Source organism: Kribbella sp. NPDC056951 (assembly GCF_042674205.1).
Taxonomy (GTDB): domain Bacteria; phylum Actinomycetota; class Actinomycetes; order Propionibacteriales; family Kribbellaceae; genus Kribbella; species Kribbella yunnanensis.
Window position 1 is genome coordinate 1,564,441 of record NZ_JBHUQZ010000001.1, and the last position, 14,294, is coordinate 1,578,734.

Annotated in this window: 15 protein-coding genes; 10 read left to right on the top strand and 5 right to left on the bottom strand. The window is 66.9% G+C overall.

From position 1 onward, the window contains the following. Positions 1–4: 4 nt before the first annotated feature. From ACFTSF_RS07235 to ACFTSF_RS07245, 3 genes are read left to right on the top strand one after another with little or no spacing between them, the layout of a single operon-like run. Positions 5–991 carry a LacI family DNA-binding transcriptional regulator gene (locus ACFTSF_RS07235; RefSeq protein ID WP_344156372.1) on the top strand — a complete coding sequence of 329 codons (987 nt, stop codon included), beginning with the start codon at positions 5–7 and terminating at the stop codon, positions 989–991. Further along, positions 955–1,734, top strand: coding sequence for a phosphotransferase (locus ACFTSF_RS07240; protein WP_380152992.1), 780 nt, complete (start codon positions 955–957; stop codon positions 1,732–1,734). Before ACFTSF_RS07235 ends, ACFTSF_RS07240 begins: the two co-directional genes overlap by 37 nt. Continuing rightward, positions 1,731–2,231, top strand: a complete 501-nt coding sequence (locus ACFTSF_RS07245) for a molybdenum cofactor biosysynthesis protein (RefSeq protein WP_380152994.1) — start codon at positions 1,731–1,733, stop codon at positions 2,229–2,231. Before ACFTSF_RS07240 ends, ACFTSF_RS07245 begins: the two co-directional genes overlap by 4 nt. Before the next feature lie 28 nt (positions 2,232–2,259). On the opposite strand, the gene ACFTSF_RS07250 is transcribed toward ACFTSF_RS07245, so the two are convergent. After that, the gene (locus ACFTSF_RS07250) at positions 2,260–2,532 is read right to left on the bottom strand and encodes a hypothetical protein (protein WP_380152996.1); all 273 of its coding nucleotides are present in this window, start codon (positions 2,530–2,532) and stop codon (positions 2,260–2,262) included. A gap of 167 nt (positions 2,533–2,699) precedes the next feature. On the opposite strand from ACFTSF_RS07250, the gene ACFTSF_RS07255 reads away from it, so the two are divergent. Further along, entirely contained in the window at positions 2,700–3,020 is a 321-nt protein-coding gene (locus ACFTSF_RS07255) for a hypothetical protein (protein WP_380152998.1), read from the top strand. Here the strand turns inward: ACFTSF_RS07255 and ACFTSF_RS07260 are convergent, their stop codons facing one another. Next, entirely contained in the window at positions 3,021–3,443 is a 423-nt protein-coding gene (locus ACFTSF_RS07260) for a hypothetical protein (RefSeq protein ID WP_380153000.1), read from the bottom strand. Continuing rightward, complete coding sequence (locus ACFTSF_RS07265; RefSeq protein WP_380153002.1) at positions 3,440–4,177, bottom strand: SAM-dependent methyltransferase; 738 nt, start codon at positions 4,175–4,177, stop codon at positions 3,440–3,442. Before ACFTSF_RS07265 ends, ACFTSF_RS07260 begins: the two co-directional genes overlap by 4 nt. A gap of 131 nt (positions 4,178–4,308) precedes the next feature. Here ACFTSF_RS07265 and ACFTSF_RS07270 point away from each other — a divergent pair, with 131 nt between their 5' ends. From ACFTSF_RS07270 to ACFTSF_RS07280, 3 genes are read left to right on the top strand one after another with little or no spacing between them, the layout of a single operon-like run. Next, complete coding sequence (locus tag ACFTSF_RS07270; RefSeq protein WP_380153004.1) at positions 4,309–5,496, top strand: neutral zinc metallopeptidase; 1,188 nt, start codon at positions 4,309–4,311, stop codon at positions 5,494–5,496. Between the two features lie 28 nt (positions 5,497–5,524). Further along, the gene (locus ACFTSF_RS07275; protein ID WP_380153006.1) at positions 5,525–6,820 is read left to right on the top strand and encodes a neutral zinc metallopeptidase; all 1,296 of its coding nucleotides are present in this window, start codon (positions 5,525–5,527) and stop codon (positions 6,818–6,820) included. Further along, positions 6,820–7,728 carry a neutral zinc metallopeptidase gene (locus tag ACFTSF_RS07280; protein ID WP_380153007.1) on the top strand — a complete coding sequence of 303 codons (909 nt, stop codon included), beginning with the start codon at positions 6,820–6,822 and terminating at the stop codon, positions 7,726–7,728. The genes ACFTSF_RS07275 and ACFTSF_RS07280 overlap by 1 nt, the downstream gene beginning before the upstream one ends. On the opposite strand, the gene ACFTSF_RS07285 is transcribed toward ACFTSF_RS07280, so the two are convergent. Next, a complete protein-coding gene (locus tag ACFTSF_RS07285; protein ID WP_380153009.1) occupies positions 7,721–8,179 on the bottom strand; it encodes a GNAT family N-acetyltransferase in 459 nt (152 codons plus the stop codon). The genes ACFTSF_RS07280 and ACFTSF_RS07285 overlap by 8 nt on opposite strands. Positions 8,180–8,356: 177 nt before the next feature. Here ACFTSF_RS07285 and ACFTSF_RS07290 point away from each other — a divergent pair, with 177 nt between their 5' ends. After that, complete coding sequence (locus ACFTSF_RS07290; protein WP_380153011.1) at positions 8,357–9,157, top strand: hypothetical protein; 801 nt, start codon at positions 8,357–8,359, stop codon at positions 9,155–9,157. A gap of 51 nt (positions 9,158–9,208) precedes the next feature. On the opposite strand, the gene ACFTSF_RS07295 is transcribed toward ACFTSF_RS07290, so the two are convergent. Continuing rightward, a complete protein-coding gene (locus tag ACFTSF_RS07295; protein WP_344156402.1) occupies positions 9,209–9,736 on the bottom strand; it encodes a hypothetical protein in 528 nt (175 codons plus the stop codon). Between the two features lie 111 nt (positions 9,737–9,847). Between ACFTSF_RS07295 and ACFTSF_RS07300 the strand changes: the two genes are divergently transcribed. Continuing rightward, complete coding sequence (locus ACFTSF_RS07300; RefSeq protein ID WP_380153013.1) at positions 9,848–10,681, top strand: hypothetical protein; 834 nt, start codon at positions 9,848–9,850, stop codon at positions 10,679–10,681. Positions 10,682–10,828: 147 nt separating this feature from the next. Then, positions 10,829–14,293 (top strand): LamG-like jellyroll fold domain-containing protein, encoded by a 3,465-nt coding sequence (locus tag ACFTSF_RS07305; protein ID WP_380153015.1) that lies wholly within the window; start codon positions 10,829–10,831, stop codon positions 14,291–14,293. The last annotated feature ends 1 nt before the right edge of the window (position 14,294 follow it).

The window sequence follows — 14,294 nt, forward strand, 5'->3', positions numbered from 1 at the left end:
CCGTATGTCGGACCGGCCAACACTGCGCATGGTTGCGAAGGAGGCAGGCGTCTCGGTCGCGACCGTGTCCTACGTGCTGTCCGGACGGCATCGCAGTCACACCATCAAGGACTCCACGGCGGACCGGGTGCGCGAGGTCGCCAGCCGGCTCGGCTACCGGCGGAACGACGCCGCCCGGGCGATCCGGACGGGGAAGTCCGACCTGGTCCTGCTGTCACTGAACGTGCTCGCCGATCCGTGGTCCCAGGCGGTGGCGGACGCTGTCAGCGCGGCGGTCCGGCCGTTGAACAAGACGGCGCTGATCGTTGCCGATGGCGACTGGCGGGCTGTGCTGTCGAACCGGACGCCTGACGTGATCTTCATCGACGGCGTCAGTTCGGATCCGGCCGAGATCGCTGAGCTCGAGGCCTTTGCGGCGCAGGGTGTCCAGATCGTCGCGTTCAGCGAGACGCTCGAGCCGCGAGGTTTCGACGTGATCCGGTCTGGCGCCGAGCCGCGGTGTCACTTGGCTGTCGAACACCTGTTGGCGCAGCACGACCGCGTCGGCGCGCTGACTTCGCGGCGGTCGGGATTCAAACGGTTCGACGCATACGTGAACACTCTGACGGCGGCCGGCAAGCCGATTCTCGACGAGGACATCGAGGTGTTCGAGCAGCACCCCGAGGGTGCCTACCGGGCCGCGATGACCTTGCTGAGCAAGCCGGATCGGCCATCCGCCGTTTACTGTACGACGGACTTCGCCGCGATCGCCGTCGTACGGGCTGCGCATCGGCTGCGGATCGACGTACCGCGGGACCTGGCCGTGGTCGGGGTCGGGAACACGCCCGAGGGTGAGCATCTGGACCCGTCGTTGTCGACGGTCGGACCGGTCGGTTTCAACGAGACATTGGCGCGCATCATGGTCGGCCGATTGACCGACCGGGAGGGTGCGCCGGGGGAGGTGTTCGATTTTCCATGGCAGCTGATCGTGCGCGAGTCGTCGCGAGCATGACGCCGGCGGGGGACGGCTGGGAAGCCGTCGACATCGGCGAATCCGACACGTCGGTGTACCGGCGTGGTGACGCGTTCGCCAAGTGCTGCGGTCCTGCGGGCGTGCCGGAGCTGGAGGCGGAACGCGATCGGATCGCGTGGCTGGCGTCGAGCGGGATGCCGGGCGCGACGGTCGTCGACTGGCAGGTGTCGGACGACGGCGCGTGCCTGGTGACGAGCGCCGTACCGGGGATCCCGGGGATCGAGTTGCCGTCCTGGGCTTGGCTTGGTGCGATGGAGACGCTCGGGCGGACCTTGCGCGAGTTGCATTCGCTGCCGGACTGCCCGTTCGAGCGTCCGCTGGCGTCGGTGATCGCGTCCGCGGAGGACGTCGTACGGCGGGGTGCGGTGAACCCGGACTTCCTGACCGACGAGTGGCGATTGGTGACTCCGGAATCGCTCCTGGAGCAAGTGGTTGCCGAGCGCCCCTATGTGGAGTCGGTGACCGAGCTCGCGGTGTGTCATGGGGATCCGTGTCTGCCGAACGTGTTCTTCGATCCGCTGACGTTGCGGGTGACGGGGTTCATTGATGTGGGGCGGCTCGGGGTTGCCGATCGGTACTCTGATCTTGCGTTGACCACGATCCAGTTGTACGACGAGTGGTCGGTCGACCCGGGGCCGTTCCTGACGGCGTACGGGGTGACCGAGCCGGATCGGCGGCGGCTCGAATTCTTCCGGCTGCTGGATCCGTTGACCTGGGGATGAGTACGCCGGTCGAGATCGTGGCGCTCGTCGTGTCGTCGGTGCACGCGTTCGAGGGGCGGCCGGCGGATGGGCCGCGGGCTGATCCGGTGCCGATTGCTCGTTCTGAGGTGGAGATTCGGGCAGGGTTCGGGATTGTCGGGGATCGGTACTTCGGGCAGACCGTTCATCGCAACGCGGCGGTGACTCTGCTGGATGCGGATTCGGTGGACGGGGATCCGACGGTGCTGCGGCGGAACATCGTGGTTCGTGGATATCCGATCGACACGCTTGCCGCTCGACCGGGTGCGGGTGCGGTTGGGCGGCGGTTCTCGCTCGACTCCGGGGGCGGGGCGGTGGAGTTCCAGGCTTATCGGCCGGCCAATCCGTGTGCGTGGATGGACGTGGTGGTGGGGCCGGGGGCGATGAAGGCGCTGCGCGGGCGGGGCGGCGTACGAGCGACTCCGTTGACGTCCGGGGTGCTGCGGGTCGGGGCTGCGGTGTTCGAGCTCCTGGACTGAGCTTTCGGAGGGTTTTCGGTCGCCCGGCCTACCTTCGTCGAGTGAGGCTGGCAGGAGTCGTGGTGATCGCGCTGGTGGCGTTGGCCGGCTGCTCCGACACGCCCAGTACGCCGCAGGCCGACGTACCGACAAGCTCAACAACTGCCAGCTCGCAGCCGAGCGCCACGACGCCTCCGGGCGCTACACCCACCCCGGGAGCCACGCCCCCGACCGGCGGGCCGACTCCGACCGGCGCGCCCACGCCGAGCGGGCGGCCGACACCTTCGCGCACGCCTGTGACTGGGCCGGTGACAATGAGCATTCCGTCGATCGGGGTGCGCGGGCTTCGGGTGGTCTCCTACCAGGGGACGGCTGACGATCGGCCGGGGACGACGATTCAGAACCGTGGGGTCGCGGCCAGTCCGCTTGGGTCGGCGGGTGGGGTCGGGGTCGGCGAGGTGGGGAACTTTCATCATCACCGGGCATCGCGTGTCACACGGGCGGCCGTTGGAGCGGGTGCCGGAGTTGGCGAACGGGGCGCACGTGCTGTTCACGGCTGGCGGGACTGTGTACGACTACGTGGTCTCGCAGACGATGACCATCTCGTTCCGCAAGCCCGCCGAGAAGGCTGCGCAGAACGCCGCCGTACCGGGTCGTCCCGGCGTCAAGGCGACGCAAGCGATGCTGACCATCTCCACCTGCGCGACCCCCGAGGACAACGCGGCCGGCAACTACTGGCGCGACTCCCTCGGCAACCCCGAACACCGCATCAACAAGATCGCCCGCCTCGTCGCCACCCGCCCGGCCTGACTACTTGCGGCCGAGCTTCCACCACTTGGGTTTGTTGGCCTTGATCTCGTCCGGGGTGAGTGGCGGCGGGACCGGTGGGCGGGACTCTTCGGTGAGGAAGTTGCCGGATTCGGTGTCGTACGGCGTGACGCCGAGGCGGCGGCTGATTTCCATCACGATCGGGATCGAGCGGGGACCGTCGTTCAGGTAGAACGTGATGTCGCGGACCTGGACGCCCTTGCCGATCGTCATCTCGACGTCGTAGTCGTCGCTGCGCAACGTCAGCCAGGACGGTTTGGTCGTGTCCACGTCCGGCACCACCTCGCGGACGACGTCGATCACCTCGGTCGCCATCCCCACCGAGGGTGGTTCGTAGCCGTCCGGCATGTCCTCGAGACGCCGAACGCCTCCTGGTCCTCGCAGCGCATACACAGCCCAGCTCATGCCCCCACAGTACGGGCGGCCAAGATCGCGAACGTCAGGTACTCACCCTGATCTGCCTCAAGCATGTCGAGCGCCCCGTCTCGCTCACCCCGGTACGTCGAGACCGCGTGCGACCAGGCGAGCCAGTCGGCCCACCCGGACTCCTGGAACCGCGCGGCCGTCACCTCGACCAGCTCGGTGATTTCCCACTGGAATCGCCACCAGTCGGCGGTGTGCCAGGCCAGCGCCTCCCACCCGACCAGCTTCTTGATGTGCTCCGGGATGAACCCGAGCTCCCGAACCTCCCGCCGCAACGCCGGCGTCGCCACCCCGAGCTGCCCACCCGGTACCAGGAACTTGGTGATGTAGGCGAGATAGTTGTCCGCCGTACCGAAGTACTCCCAAGCGTCCACACACACGACCGCGTCGAAGAACCCATGCGCGAACGGCAACGCATGAGCCTCCGCCTTCAACGTCGTGACACCCTCCACCCCCTGTACGGCGATGTGCTCCGCGGCCGTGGTCGGGTCGATCCAGAGGTCGGCGGCCCAGACGCGAACGCCGTACTCCTTGGCCAGGAACGCCGAGGTCGCGCCCTTCCCCGACCCCAGATCCAGGACCCGCATCCCCGACTGCAGGTCGAGTTCGTCGGCCAACTCCTCGAGCAGCCACAACGGGTGCGGGCCCATGTCGCCCGCCAGCACCCACTCGGTGTCGTACCCGTTGGACCGTGGAAACCGCGGATTCTCCAGCACGGGGACTTAACTTACCGTCAGGTAATGTCAATTGGTGCAATTTAGTGGGCTGATCGGGTGATTCAGGTTTAGGATCATGCGCCGGTCTGGGGGTGGATCGGGGACTGCAGTGCTGGGGAGAGAAGAGAGACATGGCTGATCAGCCAGGGCCGAAGCCGGGACATTTTCTGCCGGGTGGGGCCGGGGACAGCGGGACCGATGGCAAGGCGGCGGAGCGTGGGGCTGCGCCGTTGGCGGCGCCGACGCCGCGGTTGAGCAAGGCGGCGGAGGACGAGGCCGCGCCGCAGTTGCGGGGATCGCGGGTGGATGGGCCGGGGCAGTCGCGGCTGGGGTCGACATCGGCTCAGGATTCGGCGGCGGCAGCGGCGGCGTACCGGGCTGTTTATCACCCGGACCCGATTCCGTTCGATCCGAACAAGAAGCGGTCCAAGCTGCTGGTGGCTGGGATCGTGGCCGGGGTGCTGCTGGTGGTCGGCGGGATCGTGTACGCCGGTGTCACCGTGCTCTCGAAGAGTGACGGGCTGCTGGCGAACCCGTTGACCACGCCGTCGGTGCGCGACGAAGACGGAGCGCCCAAGCCGACTCGCAAGCCGACCGCGGATGCCGACGTACTGGGGAAGAACCCGATCTACACCGCGGGGAAGCTGGCCGCGGTGAAGTGCAAGGAGCCGGCGTTCCGGCCGACCACGCTGGACAACGTGTGGTCGTACTACGAGGCGATGATCGTCTGCCTCGACAACGCGTGGAAGCCGGTCGTCACCAAGGCCGGGTTCGAGTTCCGCTCGCCGAAGCTCGTGATCTTCAACGAGGGGCAGGAGACGGCCTGCGGGATCCAGGAGAAGGTCGCGTCGTACTGCGCCGACGAGCACGGCGGCAGCGTCACGATGCCCTGGCAGGACCTGACCACCGACTACGCGAAGAACAAGGCCGCCACTCGGATCCACATGGCCCAGTCGATCGCCTTCGTGTACGGCGTTCACGTGCAGAGCCTGGCCGGGATCTTCGAGTCCTCGCAGAACCTGCGCGACCAGGCCAAGGACAAGGCCGCCGAGCTGGAACAGGACCGGCGGCAGGCGCTGCAGGCCAACTGTTTCGCCGCGGCCTTCGTCGGTGCGACCCGGGCGAGCTTCCCGATCAAGGGTGAGCTGGAGCGTCAGTGGACCTATCTGATGACCCACAGCGGCGACGAGAACAACAAGAAGGAACCTCGCGACCACGGATCGATCAAGAGCCACGCCCTCTGGATGGGCCAGGGCTTTGCGAAAACCGATCCCGGGACCTGCAACACTTTTGGAGCGCCAGCCGCCAAGGTCGGTTGAGTCATGTCACGAGCGATGGGGACGAGTAATGCCTGACGAACAGCCCGACGGCGGTGCGAACACGCCGCCAGGCGCCGGACACTACCTCCCCACCAGCGACAGCCTCACCGAGAGTGACCGTACGTCGCCCGCCGTGGCGAACCGGTCGCAGCCGATCGCCCTCGGCAAGGCCCGCGCGCTGTCGGACCCGGGCGAATCCGCCCTCCGCCGCAAGGCACGGCCGCTCGCGGTCGACCCCGAGGCGGTTTCCGTCTACAGCGGACCGCCGCCCGCGCCACTCCCCGGTACGCCGCTCACGCCGCTGGCCGGCACCCGTCGTACCGGCGGTTCCCAGCGGGTCGGCTGGAACCGACCGTCGTCGCGGACCGGATCGCAGTACACCCAGGTAGGCCCGCCACCTCCGCCACCTCGGCAGTACTCGAAGGCTGTGATCGCAGGACTCTCGGCGCTCGTCCTCGTCGTCACCGCATCGGTCGGCGTCGCTTGCTTCAAAGCAATCAGCAGCTACGACAGCTCCGTCGACTCCCCGCTGTCCCGCCCGTCGGTCCGCACGACGCCGGCGCCGATCCCGACACTGCCCGACCCGACGGTGACAGTCACCGAGAAGCCGGTCCCGAACCTCACCCGCCTACAGAAGAACGAGATCTACGCGGTGGGCAAGGTTCCGTCGGTCAACTGCAAGACGTCGATCAAGCCGGACTCCCAGTCGGCAATTCTCGAGTACTACCAGGCCCTGGTTGCCTGCCTGAACAAGACCTGGGAACCGCTGATCAAGAAGGCCGGCTACAAGTTCGAGGCTCCCACGGTGGTCCTGCAGAGCAAGAAGGCCGGCACCGGATGTACCGAGACGAGCGACTCGATGTACTACTGCAACAGCACTGGTCACTCGATCAGCATCAACTGGCAGGACGATCTGAAGGCCTATCGCGAGGATCCGGCCGGAGCCCAGGTCTGGATGATGAGCTCCGTCGCCACCGTCTACGGCTTCCACGTGCAGGACAACACGGAGATGCTGACCGCCGTGTTCTCGGAGGAGGGCTTTGCCAAGACAGACGCGTCGAAATTCCAGTGGCGGCGGAAGCGTCAGCTCCAGAACGGTTGCTTCGGTGGAATCTTCCTTGGGGCGAACAAGCAGTCGCTCGGCTTGACCGGGGCGAAGTACGACGCCTGGGAACGCGCTGAGAAGTCCTCGTCGAACGACCCGAAGGTCGCCCGTCTTTACGGGTCGCGCGCCAACCAGTGGTTCTGGACCTCGGCCGGTTTCACCGCGCAGAATCCGCGGGCCTGCAACACGTTCACGGCCTCGGCCAAGCGGGTGAGTTGATGCTCAAGGCCGCGGGGCTCGCCGTGCTGGCTGTTGCGGTGGCTGCTGTGGCCGGAGTCGCGGTGGCGCGGGATGAACCGTCGGTCGCGGTCCAACCCGTCCGTACGACGGTGGCGACGCCCACTCCAGTTGTGAAGCCCAAGGCGAAGCCGGTTGTGAAGCCGTCGCCGTCGACCACGATCGACCTTTCGTTGCAGGGGCTTGCTGCGGCGAACAAGTTGTATGGGGCGGGGAAGGTGCCGGCCGTCCGTTGCGTGCTGCCGGCGGCGGCGCCGGAGACGAAGGCGGAGTTGCTGGCGTACGCGCGGGTGATGGTCGCGTGTATGGACCGGGCGTGGGCGCCGTTGGTGGATCGCTCGCAGGCTGTCTTCTTCCCGGTGAAGACCGTGCAGGCCTACGACCTGAAGAAGCCGGCTGCCGCACCCGAGTGCGGCGACGCCCCGAAGAACATGGACGCGTTCTACGACAAGGGCACGATCTGCTTCGAATGGCCGGAGTTCAGCGACCCCGACGAGCCGGTCTGGAACCTTGTCGACTTCCAGCAGCTGATCGCCCACGAATACGGTCACCACGTCCAGAACTCGACCGGGATCCTGGCGACGTACGACGCAGGCTGGTGGAAGCAGCCGAAGGCCGTGCAGCTCGAGAACGAACGCCGCCTCGAACTTCAGGCCAGCTGCCTGGGCGCAGCCTTTCTCGGCGCCAACCGCACGAGTTTCAAACTCGCCGGCGAACGCCTCCGCATCTGGAAGTCGATCGTCCGGCACGTCGGCGATGAGAACAACACGCTCAAGATTCGCGACCACGGCTCCTACAAGAGTCATGCCTACTGGACAACGCGAGCCTTCGCCTCCACCAACCCCGCCACCTGCAACACCTTCACAGCAGCACCGAAACGGGTCAGCTGAGCTTGAGTTTGAAGCCCTCGTGGGATTGTTCGAAGCCTAGGTTGGTGTAGAAGCGGTGGGCCTCGGTGCGGGATTTGTCCGAGGTGAGCTGGACGAGGGTGGCGCCGCGGTTGCGCGACTCTTCGATCGCCCAGTGGATGAGCGTCGTACCGAGACCGCTGCCGCGTGCGGGGGCGGCTACGCGGACGGCCTCGATGAGGCCGCGGCAGGAGCCTCGGCGGGACAGGCCGGGGATGATCGTGAGCTGCAGTGTGCCGACGGGTTCGTGGTTGCGCTCGGCAACTACCAGGAGCTGGTTCGGGTCGGCGTCGATGTCGGCGAAGGCCTTCAGGTACGGCGTCGGGTCGTCGAGCGACTCGCGGTTGGTACCCAGCTGGTCGTCGGCGAGCATGGTGACGATGGCGGGCACGTCGGCGGCGGTGGCGCGGCGGATGATCAGGTCGGCGGTCATGGCGCCAGTTTATGCAAAGACTTTTCGTTGCAATACAAGGATTACACGGCTGTGATCACCGTTTGCCCTGAGCAACGAGGGGAACGGGTGATACTAGACACCACTGCATCCGCCCGTAGCCGGGGTCGTGTGCGGTGCTGCGCGACGGCGGATGCGGGCCAATCGGAAGGACATCCGATGAGTCCGTTAGCGATCGACTTCACAGGGCCGTTCGAGGACGCGTTCAGCAAGCTGCTCGGGTTCATTCCGAACCTGCTCGGCGGCCTGGTCATTCTGGTGATCGGGTACTTCGTAGCCAAAGTGCTCGGCAAACTGGTCGGGAAGCTGCTCGGCCGGGTCGGGTTCGACCAGTGGATGGAGCGGGCCGGGGTCTCCGGTGTGCTGCAGCGGTCCGGCACGGGGCTGACCGCTTCGGCGGTGCTCGGCAAGGTCGTGTTCTGGTTCGTGTTCCTGATCAGCTTCACGATGTTCGCCTCGGCACTGGGCGTGCCGGAGATCTCGGCGTTCATGAGCACGATGCTCGGTTACATCCCGCGGATCTTCGCCGCGATCGTGATCCTCTGTCTGGCCGCGCTGTTCGCGAACTTCCTGGCCGCGATCATCCGCGGTGCCACCGGCAACGAAACCCTGGCCAAGGTCGGCAAGTACGCGATCCTCGTGTACGCCGCCTTCGCCGCGCTCACGCAGTTGGGGATCGCGGTCCAGCTGACCGGCAACACGCTGCTGATCGTCCTCGCGGGCGCCGCGCTCGCACTCGGCCTCGCCTTCGGTCTCGGTGGCCGCGAGATGGCTGCCCGGGCGTTGGCCAGCATGTTCTCGAAGGACAACATCCAGAAGCCGATGAGCACGGACAACGGGATGAGTGCCCCGCCGCAGTACCAGCCGCCGGCCGATCCGCAGTACCCGGCCGCTCATGGAGCGCCGCAGAACGGTGGCTACTCCAACGGAACGCCGCCGCCGAACGGCAACTGGCAGTAACGAGGTAAGGCGGGCGGCAATCCGACGCGGGTTGCCGCCCGTTTGCCATGACTACTCGGTCTTGTCCGGCCCCGCGCTGCGCACGTCCTCGACCTTGGTGAGCGCCTCGCGGAGGTCGCCCAGCCAGGTGTCGGCGTGCTGCGACACGAGCTTCACGCACCAGCCCAGCGCGTCGCTGCGCGACCGAGCCACGCCGGCGTCCACGAGTGTGTCGAGCACCTGCCGCTCGGGCTGCCGCAGCCGCGTCATCACCGGCGCGGACAGCGAGGTGAAGACCTTCCGGCTCCCACCGCAGTCGACACCCCACGCGACCTTGCGCCGGGTGGCGTGCTCGAGTTCGCGGGCGATCTCGATCCGGCGCTCCCGGGTGTCCTCGCGGAACTGCTTGATCCGGCCCTCTTCGGCGGCGGACCGTTCGGCGGCGCTCACGTCGTCGCCCTGCTCGGGAGCCTTCAGCCGCCCCACGATCAGGATCTCGTCCCGGTCGATGGTCAGCTCCGGCTCGCCCTCGAACCACTCCCCGGGCAGCCGGCCGGTGACCCAGCCGCGCACCCGTTCGGTATCTGTCTTTGTACTCATGTAATCATGATTACACCCTTACCCAAACCCATTTCAAGCAGAACCGGAGACCGATTTCCAGCACGCTGCAAAAGCTGGTGCGGTACGGCGAGCGCCCCGACCCTTGGGCGCATGATCTTTCCGCGCGCGCTCGCCGCAGCCGTCCTGATCGGCACCGCCCTCATCTCCGCCCAGCCCGCCCACGCCGCCGTACCGGACCTGCAACTCGTCAGCGAAACGTATGGTCCGGACTCCAGCCCGTCCAAGTCCGGCAGCGCCCAGTGCCCGATGACGAGTCACATCCTCGGCGCCGGTGGCGAGGTGGTCGGCGGCCGCGGCCAGACCAGCCTGTCCACCTACACCCAGATCGAGCGCGAGTGGGGCACGACCCAGGCCGACGAGGACGCCGACGGTACGGCGGCCGACTGGAGCCTGACCTCGTTCGCCATCTGCACCTCGGGCCCGTACCGGTCGTCGGTCAACGGATTCTCGGCGTACAACTCGAGCACCGAGAAGATCGTCACCACCCGCTGCCCGGCCGGCGAGGTCACCACCAGCGCCGGCGCGGCCTCCTCGGGCGGCAGCCTGGTCCTCGACGACGCCATCCCGAGCGCCGACCTCACCAGCGTCACCGTCGACGTGTTCGAAGCCCAAGCCGGCCGCACCGACGACTGGAGCGCCAGCGCGTCAGCCCGTTGCGGAGCCCCGCTCCCCGGCCTCCAACGCGTCGCGGCCACCTCACCGACCGACTCCGCCGCCAACAAGTCCGTCACCGCCACCTGCCCGGCAGGCAAGAAGGTAGTCGGCACCGGCCACGAAATCGCCAACGGCAAAGGACAGGTCCTCCTCGACGACGTAGTCCCGAGCGCCGACCTCACCTCGGTCCGCGCCGAAGCCTTCGAAGACCAGGACGGCACCACCAACAACTGGTCCGTCACCGCGTACGCCGTCTGCGCCACCCCGTAGAACCCATTGCAGCTTCGTGCAATTCGGGGGTTGTTTGCTTGACCCGGGCGGATCGCGGGGCCCACCCTGACGTCGCGTCACCGATCAGTGGCGCGTCGTGGGGGTTTCGCGCGATCCGTCCTGGGGTGGGGTATGTCTGCTTTTGGTGTGCGCACTGGCGCTGTACTGAGTCTTTTGGCCGGGCTCTTGGTGTCCCAGCCGGCCGAAGCGGTGGTGCCGGAGATCCGGCCTGCCGTGCCACTCACCGAGGCGCAGGCCGTCCGCCAGGCCGCGGCGACCGGCGAGCGCGTGGAGGTCCCGGGGAAGACCACTGAGACCTCACGAGTGCTGGCCGAACCAGACGGTTCGATGACCGCCGAGCTCAACGCTGCGCCGGTGCGATCACGCCAGGGCAGCGAATGGGTCCCGATCGACACGACCCTCGAGTTCGCGCCGGACGGCTCGGTCCACCCGAGGGCTGCGGCAGACCTCACCTTGTCCGGCGGCGGTGCCGGCTCCCTTGCGCGGCTGGGGATCGATGACGACGCACTGACCATGAGTTCCCCGTGGTCGCTCCCCAAGCCAGTGTTGTCGGGCAGTACGGCGACGTATGGCGAGGTTCTGCCTGGCGTTGATCTGGTGGTCGAGGCGACTCGGGAGGCGTTTACCTACAACGTCGTCGTGAAGAACCGGGCCGCCGCGCAGAACCCAGCCCTCGACACAGTGCGTTTCCCTATCACCAAGGACGGTCTGAATGTCCGGAAGGATGCCGAGGGCCGGGCGGAGTACATCGACAGCACCGGCCGACTGGCACTGATCGTCGGCGAAGCGCTGATGTGGGACTCGGCCGGAGGGCCCGCCGGCAAGGCTGCGCGGTCGTCGGCATCCGCAGTCGAGGGTGGCCCGGTCGGCGGTGCGCATGTGGCCGAGATGGACTTCCACGGCACCGGTGAAGAACTCACGTTCAGGCCGGACGCGGCCATGATGGACTCGGCCCAGACGGTCTTCCCGGTCGTACTCGACCCAGTTTTCAAGCGCCAGACCCGCAATGCCTGGGCAGCGGCTTGGCAGCTGTACCCGACGACCTCGTTCTTCAAGACTTCCCATGATCTGGGCGTCGGCTACGAGGGGTTCGAGCAGCACAAGATCGTCCGCTCCTGGTGGCAGTTCGATGTGTCGCCGTTCCTGGGCAAGAAGGTCCTGAAGGCAGATTTCCGTGTGTACGAGGTGCACTCGGCCAGTTGCTCGGCGCGGCAGGTCACGGTCACTCGATCCGGCCCGATCAGCGCGGCGACAACCTGGAACAAGCAACCGGCCGCGGTCGCCGACATTGCCACGAAGAGCTTCGCCCACGGCTACACGCAGTCCTGCCCGAACGCCGCTGAGGAGTTCAATGTGACTTCCTCTCTGACGACGACCCTGACCGGTGGTGGGCGAACAGCGACATTCCGGCTGCGGGCCACGGACGAGACGGACGAGATCGCGTGGAAGCAGTTCGAACCGACCTACGGGCAGCTCGATGTCAGCTTCATCTCGCCGCCGCTCGCGCCGGACATGGTCGGACTGGCCGACCCGGCGGTCGGCTGCAAGCCGTCGACAGCGGTGGCTTACATCGGCGACCTGACGCCGAAGTTCCAGGCCCGGGTCCGAGTGTCGGCGACAGAGACCAGCGCGCGGGTATACGCGACCTGGGAGGTCTACAACAGCGCCGGCACCCTCGTAGTCAACCGGAGCAGCGGTCAGGATGTCCCGAACACCTTGATGACCAACACCGTGGCCAACGCACTTGCCGACCAGACGACGTTCCACGTCCGCGCAAAGACGGTGTACCCGTACACAGGTGGCTCGCTCTCGTCGCCGTGGAGTGGATGGTGCTACTTCCGGACCGACTCCACCATTCCACCACCCCCGACAGTGACAGCGAAGTACGGGACGATCGCGCTGAAGGACTGCGGCACCGAGGCGACGTGTCCCGACGACACGCCGTACGGCGGATCTGTGAGCTTCACCTTCAAGGGCAACGCCGCCGACGTGGTCAAGCACGTCTATCACTTTCAGAACGCTCGCCTGCCCGGCGAGTCGGCCGGTCTCACCTCGACCAAGGGTCTGGTGCCACCAGAAGAGGGCTGGAACACGATCAGTGTGCAGAGCCAGGATGCGGCTGGCCACCTGAGTGGAGTGACCGAGTTCACCGTCAATATCAAGGCGCAGTCGGGTCCGATCGGTTCCTGGTCCTTCAACGAAGGGACCGGTATGACGGCAGCGGACGCGGCAGTAGCCCCGGCGGTGCCGCACGCACTCACGCTCATGGGCGGTGCGACCTTCGACGACGTCGGACGCTCCGGCGCCTCCCTTCAGACAGACGGCGTGAACGACTACGCCAGCAACGCGACGACGATCGTCGACACCTCCAAGAGCTTTACGATCTCGGCCTGGGCCCGGGTGCGAAATACGACGACCCAAGGAGTGGTCGCAGCTGCGATGGGCGAGCACGGCAGCGCGTTCGAGCTGTACTACTCGGGCAACAAGTGGATCTTCCAGCGCATGGTCACCGATGCCGTGAATCCCGCCATCGTCAAAGCCACCTCCGACGACGTGGCGTTATGGGGAGCCTGGACCCATCTGGCCGGCGTGTACGACGCCAACGCGCAGAAGCTGCAGCTTTACGTCAACGGCAGGCTGCAGAACGCCGGGAACGTCGCTTTCACTCCGATCGCCTGGAAAGCGACCAAGGCCTTCACAGTCGGGATCGGTCGGTACAACGACGCCCTCGTCGCGCCGTTCTTCGGCACGATCGACCAGGTCCAGCTCTGGCAGCGGGCCCTACGGACGGTCGATATCCAGAAGGTCGCGGCCTTCATGGACCCGGCTGATCCACTGGGTGCACAAGTGTCGGGCTTGGTCGGGAACTGGCCGCTCAACAGCGCCTACAACTCGGCCGACCAAATCTGGCGAACCGGCGAACCGGTGTACACCGCCAACCTTGAGATCCGCGGCGTCGCTGATCCGGCAGCGGCCTTCGTCGACGACGACGAGCGCGGACGCGTTCTGGAGCTCGCCGGGAATCCCGGCGAGCAACTGAATCTGGCCAGACCGGTCGTGGATGCGGGCGGAAGTTTCACCGTCGCCGTGTGGGTCAAGCTGTCGGATCCGACGAAGCGGTCGGTGATCGTTCGGCAGGGGCCCACCAGCGGCGACCGGGACACCTGGAGGCTTGAGTTCGAGCCGACCAGTACCATCACCGGCCGGTGGATTTTCGCCCGCGGCCTGAGCGCGCCAGATCCGGCCGACCCGGCCAAGACGGAGCAGATCGTCATCTCCGAAACCGATCTCGATTCGCCGCGCGACGACTGGCATCTGTTGATCGCGACGTACGACGCGATGGCCGATCCGGATGCGGAGGACGGGGTGGTCGGCAGGATCGCGTTGTCGGTCGACCGGTACCGGGCCGCCGATGGAGCGATCGATTTCCATTCGGCGCTGCGAACCGGCGCCACCCAGCTTGCGGCGGGCCGGAACGGCGGCCAGTTCGGTGGCCGGATGGACGACCTTCGGATGTACGCCGGAGTGCTGACCGACGAACGCGCCTGTGAAGAGTTCCCGGAGGTCGGCGACTGTGGCACGGAGGGCTGAC

Excerpts from the sequence above, each read along its gene's own strand:
- ACFTSF_RS07235 (WP_344156372.1), top strand. The coding sequence starts at position 5 with ATGTCGGACCGGCCAACACTGCGCATGGTTGCGAAGGAGGCAGGCGTC.
- ACFTSF_RS07240 (WP_380152992.1), top strand. The coding sequence starts at position 955 with ATGGCAGCTGATCGTGCGCGAGTCGTCGCGAGCATGACGCCGGCGGGG.
- ACFTSF_RS07245 (WP_380152994.1), top strand. The coding sequence starts at position 1,731 with ATGAGTACGCCGGTCGAGATCGTGGCGCTCGTCGTGTCGTCGGTGCAC.
- ACFTSF_RS07250 (WP_380152996.1), bottom strand. The coding sequence starts at position 2,532 with ATGCTCATTGTCACCGGCCCAGTCACAGGCGTGCGCGAAGGTGTCGGC.
- ACFTSF_RS07260 (WP_380153000.1), bottom strand. The coding sequence starts at position 3,443 with ATGAGCTGGGCTGTGTATGCGCTGCGAGGACCAGGAGGCGTTCGGCGT.
- ACFTSF_RS07270 (WP_380153004.1), top strand. The coding sequence starts at position 4,309 with ATGGCTGATCAGCCAGGGCCGAAGCCGGGACATTTTCTGCCGGGTGGG.
- ACFTSF_RS07275 (WP_380153006.1), top strand. The coding sequence starts at position 5,525 with ATGCCTGACGAACAGCCCGACGGCGGTGCGAACACGCCGCCAGGCGCC.
- ACFTSF_RS07280 (WP_380153007.1), top strand. The coding sequence starts at position 6,820 with ATGCTCAAGGCCGCGGGGCTCGCCGTGCTGGCTGTTGCGGTGGCTGCT.
- ACFTSF_RS07285 (WP_380153009.1), bottom strand. The coding sequence starts at position 8,179 with ATGACCGCCGACCTGATCATCCGCCGCGCCACCGCCGCCGACGTGCCC.
- ACFTSF_RS07290 (WP_380153011.1), top strand. The coding sequence starts at position 8,357 with ATGAGTCCGTTAGCGATCGACTTCACAGGGCCGTTCGAGGACGCGTTC.
- ACFTSF_RS07295 (WP_344156402.1), bottom strand. The coding sequence starts at position 9,736 with ATGAGTACAAAGACAGATACCGAACGGGTGCGCGGCTGGGTCACCGGC.
- ACFTSF_RS07300 (WP_380153013.1), top strand. The coding sequence starts at position 9,848 with ATGATCTTTCCGCGCGCGCTCGCCGCAGCCGTCCTGATCGGCACCGCC.